Origin of the sequence: Sphingomonas hominis, from assembly GCF_013328205.1 — a bacterium.
Taxonomy (GTDB): Bacteria; Pseudomonadota; Alphaproteobacteria; order Sphingomonadales; family Sphingomonadaceae; genus Sphingomonas; species Sphingomonas hominis.
In genome coordinates this window covers 157921-174052 of the sequence record NZ_JABULH010000005.1, presented here as the reverse complement: position 1 = coordinate 174052, position 16132 = coordinate 157921, and the positions used below count along the sequence as shown (strand labels likewise).

Genomic DNA, 16132 nt, shown 5'->3' with positions numbered 1-16132 from the left:
TGGCGGATAGAGGCTTGAGCGATGCTTAACAAGTCATGCCCGGCGTGGCCGATCGGTGCGGATCGGCAGCTAATCGAGCGCAGGTACCCGCGTGCTGGCCGCCACCATCGCCAGCGCGCCGGGTACGCGGGCGGCGAACGGCAGCAAGGCGGCCGACGCGCGCCGGTCCGACAGCGCCCAGACCGCCCCAGCGTTGCGCAACGGCGCGGCGACCGCGCGCGCGAACCGCTGCTGCCACGCCGCCGCGCCCGCTGCACCATGCGCGACCATCGCCTGCGCCGCCGATCGGCCGCTGGCGAGCGCGATCCCCATGCCCTCGCCGGCCAGCGACGGGATCACCGCTGCCTGATCGCCCAGCCGAAACACACCAGATGTCGTCCGTTCGGTCCGCCAACCATAGGGCACGTTGGCGATCGCATCGATCGCGCTCCATCCGCCGGCGAGCCGTTCGCCCAATTGCGGCGCCTCATGCATTAGGTCGCGTAGCAGCGCTTCCGGGCTGCCTGCCTCTCGTAAGCGCGAGCGGTGCACCGCCATGCAGGCGTTGGCGCTGCCATCTTCCTGCAACACGACGCCGCAGTAGCCGCGGTCGAACAGGTGCAGCTCGATCGCGTCACCGACCAACCGCGCCAATGCGGGAGAGGGTGCCAGCCGTACACGGAGCCCGAGCGTCGGATCACTGCCTCGCGCCTCCGCAGGGCGTGCGCCGCCGCGAATGTCGTGCTTGCCGCTGGCGAGGAACAAGGCGTCGGCGGCGAGCGTCGCGCCGTCGGCGGTGCTGACCGCGTGCTCGGCAACCTTGCGCACCGTCACGCCGCGCTCAACCGCGACGCCCAGCGTCTCGGCATGGGCGAGCAGCAGCGTGTCGAGCCGGCGCCGCGACACGGCCAGGGCCGGTCGCGGCAGCCGCGCTTCGCCACGGCGGCCTGCCGCAAAGATGCGCGCGCGGGTGATCCGCATTGGGGTGAGCGCGTCGGGGTCGATGCCGAGCCGTTCCAGCGTCTCAATCGTGCGCCAACTGATGAAGCCGCCGCACAGCGCATCGGCGGTTTCGCGCGTGCGCTCCACCAGCAACGGCGCGTGTCCGCCGCGCGCGAGCGTGATCGCGGCGGCGCTGCCTGCGGGGCCACCGCCGACGATCAGGGCCGCGCGACGCACAGCCGGAACGGAAAAGCGGTGAACACGCGCGCGGCGACACCTGCCTGATCGAGCAACGGCTGCCACTCGGCTGGACGATAGCTGCGCGCGATGGAGAGATGGCCGTCGTGCCGGACGATTGGGTGCCAGCGGAACAGCCGCGCGAGCAACGGCCAACCGGCATGCGCGAAACGGTGGCGATGGAGGTCGTTGACGAGCCACCCGACGCGCGCATGGTCATGCATGAAGCGCAGAAACGCGACGAGCTGCGCGGTCGTCATGTGGTGCGCGACCAGGCTGGAGACGATGAAGTCCCACGGCTCGTCCGCCAATCCGGCATAGTCGCCGGTGCGATAATCGATGGCGAGCGCGGCCGGCGTGTCGGCGCGCGCGGCCAGTTCGCTGCGTGGATTGAGATCGATACCGACGAGATCGAACACGATGCCACGCCGTGCGCCCCAACGCGCGATCCGCCGCAACATGTCGCCGTCACCGAACCCGACGTCGAGCAGGCGATAGCGATTGCCAGGACGTGTGTGGGCGTGCAGGAACGCGAGCGTCGGTCGCGCGGCCAGCGTTACCGCGTTGACGCAGGCAAGGTCGCGCACCACCGCGGCATAGGTGTCCGCCGGTAGATCGTCGGCGTCCATCAACTCCTCGCCCTCGGCGCGTTCGGCGAGCGCGATCATGCCGACGGACCGAACGCGAAACCCTCGGCAGCGAGACCGGGCCCGAAGGCGAGCGCAACGCCGCGGCGCACGTCGGACCGCGCGAGCACACGCGCGAGCACGAACATCAGCGTCGCCGACGACATGTTGCCATTGTCCACCAGCACCGCACGCGAATCGTCGAGGGCGTCGGCGTCGAGCGACAGCCCATGCTCGACCGCGTCGAGAATCGAGCGTCCGCCGGCGTGCACCGCCCAGCCATCGATAGAGGTGGCGTCCTGTCCCGCGGTGATCGCGTCGACCAGCACCGGATCGGCCAGCGCGGCGGCGATCCGGCCGGGCACCTCGCCCGACAGATGCATCGCGAAGCCGGCGTCGGTGATGTCCCAGCGGATTAAACGGTCCGACTTGGCGAGCGTGGTCGCGAACGGTTGACCGATCGCGAGGCCGCGGCGCTCGGCAGACACCATCGCCGCGGCCGCGCCGTCGCCGAATTGAAGCATCGCCAGCAATGGTTCGATCTCGTCGACGGCTTGCAGGTGCAGCGTGGAGAGCTCGACCGTGACCACCAGCACGCGCGCGGCGGGGTCCGATCGCACGATATGCCGCGCGGTGCGCAGCGCCGCGACCGCGGCGTAGCACCCCATGAAGCCGATCAGCGTACGCTCGATCGCGGGCGAGAGGCTTAATTGTCGCGCGATGATCTGATCGATGCCGGGCGCAACGAAGCCGGTGCAACTGGCGACCACCAGGTGAGTCGCATCGTCGATCGGGACCTGATCGCGCAGCCGCTCGATCGCACTCAGCGCCAGTTCGGGTGCCGCCTGTGCGTAGAGCGACATTCGCGCGGCAGTGCCCGGGTGCGGCGTGTCGGCGTAGAAACCGGTGTCCCCGACCGGTGACCCGGCGTCTTCCGGCAGCACCGACCAGCGATGACCGATCGCGGCACGCGCGGCCATGCGGTCGAACAGCTTGCGCTGCGCGATTGGCAAACGCTCGCGCGCCCAGCCGATAAAGGCCGCGTGGATGTCGTGGGACGGAACAGCCGTGCCGATCGCGTTGATATAGGGTGTCACAAAGTCGGCCGATGCCATGACGGTCGAACGCGCACCGGCTTCGTTCGGGCCCACGCACCTGCGCGACACCGCGCCAGGAGGAGCGACGAGCAGTGAGGCGATGAGGGAATCACACCCGACGCTGCCGGGCGGTTATCGATCCCGCTCTCCACAGAGCGAGAAATGGTGCGGTCGAGAAGACTCGAACTTCCACGGCCTTTCGGCCACAACGACCTCAACGTTGCGCGTCTACCAGTTCCGCCACGACCGCACGTGTTGTTCACCGGGCAGGCCCGGCGACTGGCAGGAGCGGGCCTCTAGCAAAGCACTTCGACCCTGGCAACGCCGATTGTGCGTGAGTTGACACGATTTGCGCGGTCAGCTCGCTTCGCCGACGAAGGTCAGGTCCAGCCGCTTCGATGACGGCGGCACGTCGACCTGTGCCGAGTTGAAATCGATCGCGCCATTGGCGGGCAAAGTGCGCTGCTGCGGGGTGATCGTCCAGCTGAACACCACCCGGCCGCGTTCGTCGCGCAGGTCGGCGCGCAGGTCGGGGACGCGCTGCGAGGCGGAGGATGGGTTGGTGATCCGCCCGCTGACCGCGAACAATTCCGACCCGTTGGTCATCTGCCGTCGCTCGATCGGATTGTCGACGATGCGGAGCGGCGACTGTGCCGGACCGATGTTGAAGCCGGCCTGCTGCGCCAATCCAGGCGCGGTGGTCCACAGGATTACGCCGACCAGCGCCAGCATGATCAGCCCCGCCGCGATCGACGCAATCGTGCGGACGCGCGCCATGTTGCGCCGCGGGCGGAACGGCGGGCGGTGCGCGAAGGCGTCGTAGCTTGCCTCGTCCGTCGGCGTCGGATCAATCGTCGGCGATGGCGCGTAGCCGGCGGGTGCGAAGCCTTTGGTGGTCCCGGAGAGCGCGTCGGGCGCGGTCGGCGTCGTGGTGCCCGAGAGCGGAAGTGGCGGAAGCGCGGCGCCTTCCTGGAACCAGCTGTGCCGGCAATTGGCGCAACGCACGGTTCGGCCCGTCACGCCGACCGCGGAGTCGGGTACGAGGTAGCGGGTGCGGCATTCGGGGCACTCGAGGATCATGACGCCACGCTGTTGGTTATCGTTACCGACGTAAACACTTACCGTGCCCCGCTGGCAAGTATCGCTGGCGAAACGACGTGCGATGATGCCCCGCGCGCTGCCCAAGCTTGATGAAGGGGGCCGCCACGTGCGATGGCGGGCGCCTTCAAGCGAAGGGATGTCGCGGGCCGGTGGCCGGAATCGTGCAGTTCGAGAACGTGGGGCTGCGCTACGGCCAGGGCGAGGAGGTCTTGCGCGACCTCAGCTTCTCGCTGACGGGGGGCGAGTTCTACTTCGTGACTGGCGCGAGCGGCGCGGGAAAGACCTCGCTGCTCAAGATGCTGTACCTGGCGCAGCGCCCGACGCGCGGCGCGATCCACCTGTTCGGCACCGACGTGGTCACCTTGCCGCGCGGGCGCATTCCTGGCTTTCGCCGCCGTATCGGCGTGGTGTTCCAGGATTTCCGGCTGGTGCCGCACCTGTCGGCGGCGGACAATATCGCGCTCCCCTTGCGGATCGCCGGCGTGCTGGAGGACGAGGTGCGCGACGCCGTGTCGGAGATGCTCGCCTGGGTCGGGCTCACCAGCCGCGCGGAGGCGCGACCGCCGACGCTGTCGGGCGGCGAGCAGCAACGCGTCGCGATTGCGCGCGCGGTGATCGGCCGGCCCGAGATCCTGGTTGCCGACGAGCCGACCGGCAACGTCGACGAGGCCATGGCCGACCGGTTGCTGCAATTGTTCGCGTCGTTGAACGGGCTCGGCACCACGCTGGTGATCGCGACGCACGACCTGCAGCTTATCGCGCGCGTGCGCTCGGCGCAGATGATGCGGATCGACGACGGGCGGCTGCTCGATCCGACCGGCATGCTGCGCCATCCGCCGGGACGCCATTCGTGAGCGCGGCGAGCACGCGCGTCCTAGAAACCGCGCGCACCGGACGCGGCATGGTGTGGGTGATCGCGGTGATGCTGTTCCTGACCGTGCTGGCGACCGCGGGCGGGATCGGCACCGCGCGCGCCACCGGTGCGATCGGGGTGCAATTGGGCGGGCGCGCGACGGTGCAGGTCGCCGCCGCCGATCCGGCCCGGCGCGAGCGCGACGTGGGCGAGGCGGCGGCGGTGCTCGCCGGCATCGCGGGGGTGAGCCAGGTGCGCGTCGTGCCGCGCGCGGAGATCGCGCGGCTGCTGTCGCCGTGGCTCGGCGGTGATGCGGCGGACGTCGACCTGCCGATCCCGGCGATGGTCGACCTGACGGTAGCGGACAAGGCGAGCGTGACGCGCGTGCGCCGTGCACTCGCCGCCGCGCTGCCGGGGGCGCGGCTCGACCTGCACAGCGCGGCGCTGGCGCCGGTGCGGCGGTTCCTGACGGTGATGAGCGTGCTGGGCCTCGCGTTGGTCGCGATGATGGTCGCGGCGACCGCGTTCGTCGTCGTGCTGGCGGCGCGCGCCGGGTTGGAAGCGCATCGCGGCACGATCGAAGTCATGCACATGCTGGGCGCGACCGACGTGCAGGTCGCGCGACTGTTTCAGCGGCGCTTGTCGCTCGATGCGGCGTTGGGCGCGGCGGTAGGCGGGGTCGCGGGGCTGGTCGCGGTGGCATTGCTGGGCGCGCAGGCGAGCGCGCTCGGCTCCGAACTGCTCGGCGCGGTGACGCTGGGTGGGCTCGGCTGGGGGGTGCTGCTGCTGCTGCCGTTCGCATTCGTCGCGCTGGCGGCGGGCGTCGCGCGGCGTGCGGTGGTGCGCAGCCTGGGGCAGATGCTGTGACCGGACGGTCGCCATCGTGACCGGGTGGTTGCCATGATCGGACGTTTGGCCGGGCTGGCGCTGATCGCCTGGGCGCTGGGCTTTGCGTTGTTCGCGGTCGCGCTGCCCGAGCCGGTGGACGACGTGCGCACCGACGCGATCGTGGTGCCGACGGGCGCGGCGGGTCGGATCGATCGCGGGCTCGCGATGTTGGCCGCGGGGCGCGCGCGGCGGATGCTGGTGACGGGCACCGCGCCGGGCGTGCGCAAGCGCGATCTGGTGCGCACCTACGGTCACGGCGCGACCTTCGCGTGCTGCGTCGATCTGGGCGAGCAGGCGGTCGACACGCGCTCCAACGCGGCGGAGACGGCGGGGTGGGTCGCCGAGCATCGTTATCGCTCGGTGCGGCTCGTTACCTCGAACTGGCACGCGCGGCGGGCGGCGATGGAGCTGGCGCAGACGCTGGGGCCCGATATCCGCATCGTCACCGACGGCGTGCCGACGCACCCCAGTCTGGCGCAATTGTTGAACGAATATCACAAGCTGCTGCTGCGGCGCGCGGTGTTGTGGTGGGAGAGATGGCGTGGGTGACGTAGTGCGGACGTGGCTGTTCCGATTGCTGTTCGCGATCGGATCGCTGATCGTGGTGCTCGTAATCCCGTTCGTCGCGCTGTTCGGGCCGCGCGCGATGATCCCCTATGCGCACGGCTGGGCACGCTATCACACGTTCATCGCGCGCTGGGTGATGGGGGTTCGGGCGCATTTCGAGGGCGCGGCGCTGCCGCCGGGACCGGTGCTGTTCGCCGCCAAGCACGAGGCGATGTTCGAGACGCTGGAGCTGCCGTACCGGCTGGGCGGGCCGGCCGTCGTCATAAAGCGCGAATTGTCGCAGATCCCGATCTGGGGCTGGGCGGCGCGCATCTACGGCGCGCTGCCGGTCGACCGCGAGGCATCGGCCAAGGCGCTGCGCCAGCTCATGGCCGATGCCGCGACCTTCAAGGCGGCGGGGCGGTCGGTGATCGTGTTTCCGGAAGGAACGCGGATGCCGCACGGCGAACACCCGCCGCTGCGCTCAGGGTTCGCCGGCCTGTACCGTGCGCTCGGCTATCCGGTGGTGCCGATCGCGCTCGACAGCGGCCGCCGCTGGCCGCGCAAGGGGCACGCGCATTCGGGGCCGATCCGCGTGCTGATCGGCGAGGCGATCCCGCCGGGCCTGCCGCGGCGCGAGGCGGAGGAGCGCGTCCACGCCGCGATCAACGCGCTCAACGATTGAGCGCGGAAGGTCACGCGAAGGTCACACCAACGTGTGTCGCCGCGGGGTGCCGATCGTTTGCCGAAAGTCGCACCCTGGACGTGTGTGCGCGTCTGTGTCGGATAATGGCAAAGAGCGCCGATCCGGGTAGGTGATCAGTCGCGTGTAGGACAGCGGGCGCGGGCAGCGTTTCGCGGCGGTACTCGTCACCGCGGACTTGATCGGGGGTCCCGCTGCCTGTGCACCGGCTTCGCAGAAGAAGCGGGATCCCGGGTTGAGCCCGGGATGACGGAGGAGGTGACCTGCTAAAGCAAGCCGCATTTTCTGGGCCACAGACCCACTCGCCTTCCTTCGATATTGGGGAGCGAGTTGGCGATTGCCCTAGTCGTGCTTGCGGCCGAAGTCGGCGGCGGCGTCGTCCTGGCCCTGGTCGACGATCGAGCGCCGGATCGCGCGGGTGCGCGCGAAGCGATCGTATAGCGCGTCGCCGTCGCCCCAGCGGATCGCGCGCTGCAATTGCGACAGGTCCTCCGAGAAGCGTTGCAGCATGTCGAGCACCGCGTCCTTGTTCGACAGGAACACGTCGCGCCACATGGTCGGATCAGACGCGGCGATGCGCGTGAAGTCGCGGAAGCCGCCGGCGGAGAATTTGATCACCTCGCTCTCGGTCACCTGTTCGAGGTCGTCGGCGGTGCCGACGATCGTGTAGGCGATCAGGTGCGGCAGGTGGCTGGTGACGGCAAGGACGAGGTCGTGGTGGTCGGGCGCCATCTGCTCGACCTCGGCGCCCAGCCGGCGCCAGAACTCCGCGACGCGCTCGACGGCTACGGGGTCGTTGTCCGGGAGGGGGGTTACGATGCACCAGCGACCGCGAAACAGCGTTGAAAAGCCCGCCTCGGGCCCGCTCTGCTCGGTGCCCGCAACCGGATGGGCGGGGATCACCTGCGCCGCCGGCAAATGCGTGGTGAGCGCGGCGGCGACCGATGCCTTGCAACTGCCGACGTCGCTGACGATCGCGTCCGCGGGCAGGTCTGCGGCGATCTCGGCCGCGACCGCGCCCATCGCGCCGACCGGCACGCACAGGATGACGAGGTCGGCGTCGGTCACCGCTGCGCCCGCGGTGTCGGTCACGTCGTCGGCAAGGCGCAGCGCGCGCGCCGCCTCGCGCACCTCCGGGCTCGCATCATGCCCGGTCAGGCGGACGCTTGGCATATATTCCCGCACCGCGCGCGCGATCGAGGAGCCGATCAGCCCCAATCCAATGACGGTCACGCGCGCGAACGGGAGCATCAGCCGCGCTCGATGCCCTGATCGGCCGGGGTGGCGTGCGCGGGGGAGGCGTGCTGTTCGACGAGCGCGCGTAGCGCCGCGGCGACGCCGCGCGTCTCTTCCTCGGTGCCGATCGTGATGCGCAGGCCTTGCGCAAGACCCTGACCGGGCAGCCAGCGGACGATGAACCCTGCGTCCATCAGCCCCTTGTACGCGGTCTCGGCAGTCAGCTCGCCCTCGAACACGACGAGGACGAAGTTCGCCTGGCTGGGGATCGCGCGCAGGCCGGCGTTGCCGAGGCTGGCGACCTCCTGGTTGAACCACGCGCGCCACTCGGCATTGTGGACCCGCGTCGCCTCGACGAACGCGCGATCCTCGATCGCCGCCACCGCCGCGCGCTGCCCGCCGATCGTCACGTTGAACGGCAGGCGGATGCGATGCAGCGCCTGGATGATGTCGGCATGCGCGTAGCCCCAGCCGATCCGTTCGGACGCGAGGCCGTGGATCTTGGAAAAGGTGCGCGTGACGAGCACGTTGGACGCGGTGCGTGCGAGGTCGAGCCCGCCGTCGTCGTCGGCGGCGTCGAGATATTCGGCATAGGCTTGGTCGAGCACCAGCAGCACGTGGCTCGGCAGCCCGGCGTGGAGGCGCGCGATTTCCGCGCGAGCGGCGAAGGTGCCGGTCGGGTTGTTGGGGTTGGCGATGTAGACGACGCGGGTGCGGTCGGTGACGGCAGCGAGCACCGCGTCGACGTCGGTGGCATAGTCGCGATCGGGCGCGATCACCGGCGTCGCGCCGACGCGCCGTGCCGCGATCTCGTACACCGCGAAGCCGTAGCGGACGAAGATCACCTCGTCGCCCTGACCCGCGAAGGCGCCGGCGGCGAGGTGGAGGATCTCGTCCGAGCCATTGCCGTAGATGATGCGTGCAGGATCGAGATCGAACGCCGCGGCGATCGCCTCGCGCACCGGTGCCGCGCTCGCGTCGGGATAGCGCTCGAGCGTGTCGGCGGCGGAGGCGTAAGCCGCACGCGCGGCGGGCGAGGTGCCGAGCGGGTTCTCGTTCGACGACAGTTTGGCGACCTTGCGCCCGTCGTCGGTGGTCGAGCGGCCGGGGATGTAGGGCGCGATGTCCATCACCCACTGCTTCGGGGCGGGAGCGTTCTGGCGTGCGGTCGCGGTGTCGGTCATGGTGCGGAGGCTTAGTGCCGAGGGCGGGCCGGGGGAAGCGGGTCGTTCAAGTCGAGGCGCTGCGAACGCACAAATCCTCTCGTCACCCCGGACTTGATCCGGGGTCCCGCTTTTGTCGGGCGGCGAGAGAAGAAGCGGGATCCCGGATCAAGTCCGGGATGACGGTGGGTTGCTGGCGAGGGTGGCGTTGCTTGCGGGATGACGGGGCGCGGATTATCGCGGCGGCTCGATGTCGCTCGCCTCCCTTTCTGACGATCAACGCTTCGGCCTGTCGCGCCGCGTGTCGCTGCCAGGTCCGCTCCACCTCGACGGCGGCGCGACGCTGTCGCCGGTCGAGATCGCGTACGAGACCTATGGTACCCTCGACAGGGATGCGGGCAACGCGATCCTCGTCTGCCACGCGCTGACTGGCGACCACCACCTCGCCAGCCCGCACCCGCGCACCGGCAAGCCGGGCTGGTGGCAGCGAATGGTCGGGCCGGGCAAGCCGATCGACACGAACCGGTTCTTCGTCGTGTGCGCCAACGTACTGGGCAGTTGCATGGGGTCATCCGGCCCCGCCTCGATCAACCCCGTAACCGGGCGCGCCTGGGGCATGGCGTTTCCCGTCATCACGATTCGCGACATGGTGCGCGCGCAAGCTTTGCTGCTCGACCATCTCGGCATCGCCCGGCTGGCGGCGGTGGTCGGCGGGTCGATGGGCGGAATGCAGGCGCTCAGTTGGGCCGCGACCTATCCTCAGCGGGTCGCGGCGGCAGTGGTGATCGCCTCCACCGCGCGCCACACCGCGCAGAACATCGCGTTTCACGAGGTCGGGCGGCAGGCGGTGATGGCCGACCCGAACTGGCGCGAGGGCGATTATTACGATCGTGAAGCGCCGGCGCGCGGGCTGGCGGTGGCACGGATGGCGGCGCACATCACTTATCTGTCGGAAGCGGGCCTCACAGAGAAATTCGGACGGCGACTCCAGGCCAGGGAAGCGAAAAGCTTCGGCTTCGACGCCGATTTTCAGGTCGAGAGTTACCTGCGTCACCAGGGGCTGAGCTTCACCGACCGGTTCGACGCCAATTCCTATCTCTATATCACCCGCGCGATGGATTATTACGATCTGGCGGAGGAGCATGGCGGGCGGCTCGCCAATGCGTTCGCGTCGGCGACGCGTTTCTGCCTCGTCAGCTTCGACACCGACTGGCTCTACCCGACCGCCGAATCGCGCGCGATCGTCCAGGCGTTGAACGCCGCCGGGGCGCCGGTCAGCTTCGTCGAGCTGTCGAGTCCGTACGGCCACGACGCGTTCCTGCTCGACTCGCCCGAGCTCGACCGCATCGTCGCGGGGTTCCTCGGCGCGTGAGCTTGCGTCCCGACCTCGCGATCATCGCCGCGCACGTCGCGCGGGGCAGCCGCGTGCTCGATGTCGGGTGCGGAACGGGTGACCTGATGGCAGCGCTGCGCGACGAGGCGGGGGTCGACGCGCGCGGGCTGGAGATCGATGCCGTCAAGGTCGCCGATGCGGTCGCGCGTGGGTTGAGCGTGATCCAGGGCGATGCCGATGTCGATCTGGCGGGCTACCCCGACGCGAGCTTCGACTATGCGATCCTCAGCCAGACGTTGCAGACCGCGCGCGCGCCGCATCTGGTGCTCGACCATCTGCTGAGGATCGGGCGGCGCGCGTTCGTCAGCTTTCCCAATTTCGCGCACTGGCGGGTGCGGCTGTCGTTGCTGTGGGGAGGGCGCATGCCGGTGACGCGGCTGTTGCCGGAGGAATGGTACGACACGCCCAACATCCACCATCTGACGATCGACGATTTCCGCGCGTTCCTGCGCGCGCGCGGCGTCGCCGTCGAGCGCGCCTGGTTCTTGTCGGGCGACCAGGAGATCGGCAGCGCGGCGGCCAATCTTATGGCCGAACACGCCGTATTCCTGCTTGCTCGGAACCAAGAACGTTGCTCAAGGTTAGCTGAATTCGATAGCAACCTTTCCGAGACCGATGCCCAAAACCGCGCTCATCGTTGAAGACGAGATCTTCGTCGCCCTCGACCTGGAGCGTATCCTGGTCGATGCAGGCTATACGGTGGGTGCGATCGCGGCCGACAGCGCGCAGGCGCTCGCCGCTGCACCGGCATGCTCGTTCGCGTTCGTCGACGTGAACCTGCGCGACGGGCCGACCGGTCCGATCGTCGCCGAGCGGATCGCGCGCGATTACGGCGTGAAGGTCGTGTTCGTCACCGCCAACCCCGGACAGATCGGCACGGTGCCCGCGGCGCTCGGCTACGTCCGCAAGCCGTTCAGCGACCAGGCGATCCTGGCGGCCGCGGCGATCGCGGCGGCGGGCAGCAACGAAGCAACCGTCGACGCCGACTTCGTTAGGCTGGACTAAACCCGGCTGAACGCGGCGAGTGGGGCGGTGAGCGTCACTGACAGGCCGGCGCTCCGCCAGTCGCGATCGATCGATCCGCCGAGCTGACGCACCGCCGACAATTCGATCAACTGCGTACCGAACCCCACATGGTCGCTCGCGCCGCCGATCGCGGGGCCGCCGGCCTCGTCCCAGCGCATCGTCACCATGCCGTCGCTGTGCGCGACGTCGAGCGTCACCGACCCTTCCGCCCGCGATAACGCGCCGTATTTGGTCGCGTTGGTTGCCAGTTCGTGGAACAACAGCGCGAGCGGGGTCGCGGCGCGATCGTCGATCCGCAGGTCGGTGCCGGTGATCGCGATCCGTGCGCTGTCGCCGACGACTGATTGGTAGGGCGCGAACAATTGCGTCAGCAGGCCGCGCAAACTGTCCTGCGGTGCGTCGGGGCGTGATCGCGGACTGTGCGGCCGCACGAAATCATGCGCGCGCCCCAGTGCGGTGATGCGCTGGCGCAGGTCGGTGGCGACGGGCGCGAAGCCGGGATGGCTGCGCGCGGCGAACTGGATCAGCCCGGCGACGACCGAGAAGATGTTCTTGATGCGGTGCGACAGCTCCTGGCTGATCACCTCGCGCTGTTCGAGGGCGAGTTTCTGCTCGTGGATGTCGGTGCAGGTGCCGAACCAGCGCGTGATGCGCGCGCCCGCGTCGCGGATCGGCAGCGCGCGCCCCAGCACCCAGCGATAGGTGCCGTCGCGGTGTCGCAGCCGATACTCGATCTGATACGGCTCACCGGTATCGAGCGAGTGGCCCCACACCGCCCACGCCCGCTCCTGATCCTCGGGGTGGAACACGCCGTTCCACTCCGCGCCGTCGGTCGAACCTTCGGGCATGCCGGTGAACTCGTACCAACGTGCATTATAATAATCATGATAACCGTCGGGCAGCGTCGACCACACCATCTGCGGCATGGTGTCGGCAAGCGTGCGGAAGCGCGTCTCGCTGTCGAGCGCGGCGCGGCGCGCGTCGTTCTCCGCGGCGCGCCATGCGGCACCGTCGCGCGAGTCGCGCAGCCGCGCGAGCACGTTGGAGGCGAGCACGACGAGACCCTCGTGCTGGAGCGCGGTCAGCCCACCGGGCCGCGGCGCCATGTCGAGCACGCATAAAGCGCCGAGCGGGATACCGTCATCGCTGACGAGCGGCGCGCCGGCGTAGAAGCGCACGCCCGGGTCGACCAGCAGCGGGTTGTGCACGAAGCGCGGATCAAGCGTCAGGTCGGGGACGACCATCACCTCGCTGCCCCACATCGCGTGGGCGCAGAAGGACTCGCTACGCGGCGTGCCGCACAGGTCGGTGCCCGTCGCCGAGAGGAACGACTGCCGCGTTTCCTCGACCAGGCTGACCAGCGCCACGGGCGCGTCGCACAGCCGCGCGGCGAAATCGGTGATCTGTTTCAGCGCCGGCGAGTTGCGCAGCAGGTCGAGCTCGTATGCCTCCAACGCCGCCGACCGACGCGCCTCGTCGACGCGCCAGCCCGACGCTGCGGGCACGCTCGGCGGTTCGGGCACGCTCAATGGTTTGGACAGGGAGCGCCCGTCGGACTGCGTCTGGTCGCTCACTTAGAACGGAACGTCGTCGTCGAGGTCGTCCGCGTAGCCACCGCCGAAGTTGCCGGAACCGCCCGAGCCGCCGCCCGACGAGCCGCCGCGCGATCCACCACCCGAACCGCCGCCGAAGCCGCCGCCGCCACCGCCGCCGCGCGATCCGCCGCGACTGCCGCCGCCGAAATCATCACCGCCGCCGAAATCGTCACGCGCGCCGCCGCCACCGCCGCCCGGACCGTCGAGCATCGTCAGCGTGGCACCGGGGCCTTGCAGCACGATCTCGGTCGAGTAGCGATCCTGCCCCTGCTGGTCCTGCCATTTGCGGGTCTGGAGCTGACCCTCGATGTACACCTTAGAGCCCTTGCGCAGGAAACGCTCGGCGACGCCCGCGAGGCCTTCGCTGAAGATCGCGACCGAGTGCCACTCGGTACGCTCTTTCTTCTCGCCCGAATTGCGGTCCTTCCACGATTCGGAGGTGGCGATGCGCAGGTTCACCACCTTGCCGCCGTTCTGGAACGAGCGCGATTCGGGGTCGCGCCCGAGATTGCCGACGATGATGACCTTGTTGACGCTGCCTGCCATTCCTGCCTCTTCAAAGGCCGACGGCGACCGCCAGCCAGTAGGTTAATCCGGCCATGATGTAGGCCGCGGCGAACAGATAGCCAATCATGAACAGCGGCCATTTCCACCCATTCGTCTCGCGCCTGGTCACCGCGATGGTGGAGATGCACTGCGGCGCGAAGACGAACCACATCAGGAACGCGAGCGCGGTCGGCAGGGTCCAGCGGTGGCGCAGATTGTCGACGATGGTGCGCTCGCCCTTGGCATCCTCGGGATCGTCGACCGCGTAGACGGTGCCGATCGCCGCCACCGCGACCTCGCGCGCCGCCATCGCGGGGATGAGCGCGAGCGCGATGTCGCGGTTGAACCCGATTGGGCGCACCGCGACCTCGATCCCGCTCGCGATGCGGCCGGCGACCGAGTAATCGACCTGGCTCTGCCCCTCAGGCGCCTTGGGAAAGGACAATAGCGCCCACAGGATCACGGTGGTGAGCGCAATGGTGGTCCCTGCGCGTTTCAGGAAGATATAGGCGCGCTGCCACAGCCCGATCGCGACGTCGCGAAAGCGCGGCATCTGATATTTGGGCATCTCCATCATGAAGCCCGACGATGCACCCTGCGTGACCGTGCGGCGCAGCACCAGCGCCGCGACGAACGCGCCCAGGATGCCGAGCAGGTAGAGCACCAGCAGCACCAATCCCTGTAGCCCCACGAACCCCGCGACCCGCGTGTTAGGAATGAACGCGCCGATGATGATCGTATAGACAGGCAGCCGCGCCGAACAGGTCATCAGCGGCGCGATCAGGATCGTGGTCAGCCGGTCCTTCTCGTCGTCGATCGTGCGTGTCGCCATGATGCCCGGCACCGCGCAGGCGAAGGACGAGAGCAGCGGAATGAACGCCCGCCCGGACAAGCCGACGCGGCTCATCATCCGGTCCATCAGAAACGCCGCGCGCACCATATAGCCCGATGCTTCGAGAACGAGGATGAAGGCGAACAGGATCAGGATCTGCGGCAGGAACACGACCACCGCGCCGACGCCCGCGATCACGCCGTCGGTCAGCAGCGAGCGCAGGAAGCCATCGGGCATCACGCTCTTGATCACGTCATCGAGCGCGGTGAACGCGCCCTCGATCCAAGCGATCGGCGCCTCCGACCAGGTGAACACCGCCTGGAACATGATAAACAGAAGTGCCACGAGCAGGACGGGGCCGACGATTGGATGAAGCGCGACGGCGTCGAGCGCGTGATTCCAGCGGCGTGTCGGTGTCTCGCTGACGGTCGCGGCGTTGGCGATCGCGCGCGCGCGGCGTTGCAGCACGCCGATCTCCTCTGGCACCGGGTCGACCGGGTCGCGTGCGGGCACGCGCTGGCCGAGCAGTGTGCCGAGCTGCGCCTTGAGCACGTCGATCCCGCGGCGGCGCACCGCGACGGTCGGCACGACCGGCACGCCCAATTCGCGCGCGAGCACGTCCGGGTCGAGCGTCAGCCCGTCGCGCTCGGCGAGGTCGACCATGTTGAGCGCGACGACGACGGGCAGCTTCAACGCGATCAGCTGGAGTGCGAAGCGCAGGTGGTTGTCGAGGTTTGAGGCGTCGACCACGACGATCATCGCGTCGGGCCGCCGCTCGAAGCCGCCGCGTCCGGTCACCACGTCGACGGTCACGCGCTCGTCGGCGGAGACGGGGTCGAGGCTGTAGGTGCCGGGCAGGTCGACCAGCTCGACCGGGCGGCCATCGTCCAATGACAGGCGACCTGAGTGGCGCTCGACCGTGACGCCGGGGTAATTGCCGACCTTCTGCCGCGCGCCGGTCAGCGCGTTGAACAGCGCGCTCTTGCCGGCATTGGGGTTGCCGACCATCGCGACCAGCGGCGAGGCATGCATGTCAGCCGGCGTTGGTCGAACGGTGTGGGGTCACTCGGCGGGCAGCGGGTCGAGCGAGACGCGCACCGCGCCCGCGACCGCGCGGCGCAGCGCCACCGTCATGCGCCCGATGCGGCAGGCGATTGGCCCACCGCCGAAGCGCGCGCGGTGCAGCACCTCGATCGAGACACCGGCGTCGAACCCCAGTTCGCGCAGTCGCAGCGCCTCGGGCGTCGCGAGCCGCGCCCACTCGATCGAATCGACAGTCGCGGCCTGGTGGCGCGGGAGGGTTTCGAGGTTGAGGTTCGCGGTCACACGACGGTTATAGGTGGTCTGCGAGTGATTATCAATAACTCGC

General features: G+C 69.2%; 17 protein-coding genes and 1 tRNA gene. 7 read left to right on the top strand and 11 right to left on the bottom strand.

Annotated elements, in window-relative coordinates:
- Positions 1-69: 69 nt before the first annotated feature.
- From HRV97_RS12600 to HRV97_RS12580, 5 genes are all read right to left on the bottom strand, one after another.
- Entirely contained in the window at positions 70-1158 is a 1089-nt protein-coding gene (locus HRV97_RS12600) for an FAD-dependent monooxygenase (protein ID WP_174194617.1), read from the bottom strand.
- A complete protein-coding gene (locus HRV97_RS12595) occupies positions 1140-1826 on the bottom strand; it encodes a methyltransferase domain-containing protein (RefSeq protein WP_174194616.1) in 687 nt (228 codons plus the stop codon). Before HRV97_RS12595 ends, HRV97_RS12600 begins: the two co-directional genes overlap by 19 nt.
- Positions 1823-2899, bottom strand: a complete 1077-nt coding sequence (locus HRV97_RS12590; protein WP_174194788.1) for a type III polyketide synthase — start codon at positions 2897-2899, stop codon at positions 1823-1825. The genes HRV97_RS12595 and HRV97_RS12590 overlap by 4 nt, the downstream gene beginning before the upstream one ends.
- A 145-nt stretch (positions 2900-3044) precedes the next feature.
- A tRNA-Leu gene (locus tag HRV97_RS12585) sits at positions 3045-3131 on the bottom strand.
- A gap of 107 nt (positions 3132-3238) precedes the next feature.
- A complete protein-coding gene (locus HRV97_RS12580) occupies positions 3239-3961 on the bottom strand; it encodes a zinc-ribbon domain-containing protein (protein ID WP_174194615.1) in 723 nt (240 codons plus the stop codon).
- A gap of 170 nt (positions 3962-4131) precedes the next feature.
- Here HRV97_RS12580 and ftsE point away from each other — a divergent pair, with 170 nt between their 5' ends.
- The 4 genes from ftsE to HRV97_RS12560 are packed head-to-tail and all read left to right on the top strand — an operon-like array spanning position 4132 to position 6954.
- Positions 4132-4836, top strand: coding sequence for a cell division ATP-binding protein FtsE (ftsE, locus tag HRV97_RS12575; RefSeq protein WP_174194614.1), 705 nt, complete (start codon positions 4132-4134; stop codon positions 4834-4836).
- Positions 4833-5702 carry an FtsX-like permease family protein gene (locus HRV97_RS12570; RefSeq protein ID WP_174194613.1) on the top strand — a complete coding sequence of 290 codons (870 nt, stop codon included), beginning with the start codon at positions 4833-4835 and terminating at the stop codon, positions 5700-5702. Before ftsE ends, HRV97_RS12570 begins: the two co-directional genes overlap by 4 nt.
- Positions 5703-5735: 33 nt before the next feature.
- Positions 5736-6272 carry a YdcF family protein gene (locus HRV97_RS12565; protein ID WP_174194612.1) on the top strand — a complete coding sequence of 179 codons (537 nt, stop codon included), beginning with the start codon at positions 5736-5738 and terminating at the stop codon, positions 6270-6272.
- Positions 6265-6954, top strand: coding sequence for a 1-acyl-sn-glycerol-3-phosphate acyltransferase (locus HRV97_RS12560; protein WP_174194611.1), 690 nt, complete (start codon positions 6265-6267; stop codon positions 6952-6954). The genes HRV97_RS12565 and HRV97_RS12560 overlap by 8 nt, the downstream gene beginning before the upstream one ends.
- Positions 6955-7314: 360 nt before the next feature.
- On the opposite strand, the gene HRV97_RS12555 is transcribed toward HRV97_RS12560, so the two are convergent.
- Both HRV97_RS12555 and hisC read right to left on the bottom strand, forming a co-directional pair.
- Positions 7315-8223, bottom strand: coding sequence for a prephenate/arogenate dehydrogenase family protein (locus HRV97_RS12555; RefSeq protein ID WP_174194610.1), 909 nt, complete (start codon positions 8221-8223; stop codon positions 7315-7317).
- On the bottom strand, positions 8223-9392 hold the full coding sequence (gene hisC / locus HRV97_RS12550; protein ID WP_174194609.1) for a histidinol-phosphate transaminase: 1170 nt from the start codon (positions 9390-9392) through the stop codon (positions 8223-8225). The genes HRV97_RS12555 and hisC overlap by 1 nt, the downstream gene beginning before the upstream one ends.
- 229 nt (positions 9393-9621) lie before the next feature.
- Between hisC and metX the strand changes: the two genes are divergently transcribed.
- The 3 genes from metX to HRV97_RS12535 are packed head-to-tail and all read left to right on the top strand — an operon-like array spanning position 9622 to position 11769.
- The gene (metX, locus tag HRV97_RS12545) at positions 9622-10743 is read left to right on the top strand and encodes a homoserine O-acetyltransferase MetX (RefSeq protein WP_174194608.1); all 1122 of its coding nucleotides are present in this window, start codon (positions 9622-9624) and stop codon (positions 10741-10743) included.
- Positions 10740-11405 carry a methionine biosynthesis protein MetW gene (gene metW, locus HRV97_RS12540; RefSeq protein WP_174194607.1) on the top strand — a complete coding sequence of 222 codons (666 nt, stop codon included), beginning with the start codon at positions 10740-10742 and terminating at the stop codon, positions 11403-11405. The genes metX and metW overlap by 4 nt, the downstream gene beginning before the upstream one ends.
- Complete coding sequence (locus HRV97_RS12535) at positions 11380-11769, top strand: response regulator (protein ID WP_174194606.1); 390 nt, start codon at positions 11380-11382, stop codon at positions 11767-11769. The genes metW and HRV97_RS12535 overlap by 26 nt, the downstream gene beginning before the upstream one ends.
- Here HRV97_RS12535 and HRV97_RS12530 read toward each other — a convergent pair.
- The 4 genes from HRV97_RS12530 to HRV97_RS12515 are packed head-to-tail and all read right to left on the bottom strand — an operon-like array spanning position 11766 to position 16089.
- The gene (locus tag HRV97_RS12530; protein WP_425505780.1) at positions 11766-13313 is read right to left on the bottom strand and encodes a PAS domain-containing protein; all 1548 of its coding nucleotides are present in this window, start codon (positions 13311-13313) and stop codon (positions 11766-11768) included. The two genes, HRV97_RS12535 and HRV97_RS12530, sit on opposite strands and share 4 nt — an antisense overlap.
- 51 nt (positions 13314-13364) lie before the next feature.
- Entirely contained in the window at positions 13365-13931 is a 567-nt protein-coding gene (ssb, locus tag HRV97_RS12525; RefSeq protein WP_174194605.1) for a single-stranded DNA-binding protein, read from the bottom strand.
- Between the two features lie 10 nt (positions 13932-13941).
- On the bottom strand, positions 13942-15795 hold the full coding sequence (gene feoB, locus HRV97_RS12520) for a ferrous iron transporter B (RefSeq protein WP_174194604.1): 1854 nt from the start codon (positions 15793-15795) through the stop codon (positions 13942-13944).
- Between the two features lie 30 nt (positions 15796-15825).
- Positions 15826-16089 carry a FeoA domain-containing protein gene (locus tag HRV97_RS12515; protein WP_174194603.1) on the bottom strand — a complete coding sequence of 88 codons (264 nt, stop codon included), beginning with the start codon at positions 16087-16089 and terminating at the stop codon, positions 15826-15828.
- Between the last annotated feature and the right edge of the window lie 43 nt (positions 16090-16132).

Excerpts from the sequence above, each read along its gene's own strand:
- HRV97_RS12595 (WP_174194616.1), bottom strand. The coding sequence starts at position 1,826 with ATGATCGCGCTCGCCGAACGCGCCGAGGGCGAGGAGTTGATGGACGCC.
- HRV97_RS12590 (WP_174194788.1), bottom strand. The coding sequence starts at position 2,899 with ATGGCATCGGCCGACTTTGTGACACCCTATATCAACGCGATCGGCACG.
- HRV97_RS12580 (WP_174194615.1), bottom strand. The coding sequence starts at position 3,961 with ATGATCCTCGAGTGCCCCGAATGCCGCACCCGCTACCTCGTACCCGAC.
- hisC (WP_174194609.1), bottom strand. The coding sequence starts at position 9,392 with ATGACCGACACCGCGACCGCACGCCAGAACGCTCCCGCCCCGAAGCAG.
- HRV97_RS12555 (WP_174194610.1), bottom strand. The coding sequence starts at position 8,223 with ATGCTCCCGTTCGCGCGCGTGACCGTCATTGGATTGGGGCTGATCGGC.
- HRV97_RS12535 (WP_174194606.1), top strand. The coding sequence starts at position 11,380 with ATGCCCAAAACCGCGCTCATCGTTGAAGACGAGATCTTCGTCGCCCTC.
- ssb (WP_174194605.1), bottom strand. The coding sequence starts at position 13,931 with ATGGCAGGCAGCGTCAACAAGGTCATCATCGTCGGCAATCTCGGGCGC.
- feoB (WP_174194604.1), bottom strand. The coding sequence starts at position 15,795 with ATGCATGCCTCGCCGCTGGTCGCGATGGTCGGCAACCCCAATGCCGGC.
- HRV97_RS12565 (WP_174194612.1), top strand. The coding sequence starts at position 5,736 with ATGATCGGACGTTTGGCCGGGCTGGCGCTGATCGCCTGGGCGCTGGGC.
- metX (WP_174194608.1), top strand. The coding sequence starts at position 9,622 with ATGTCGCTCGCCTCCCTTTCTGACGATCAACGCTTCGGCCTGTCGCGC.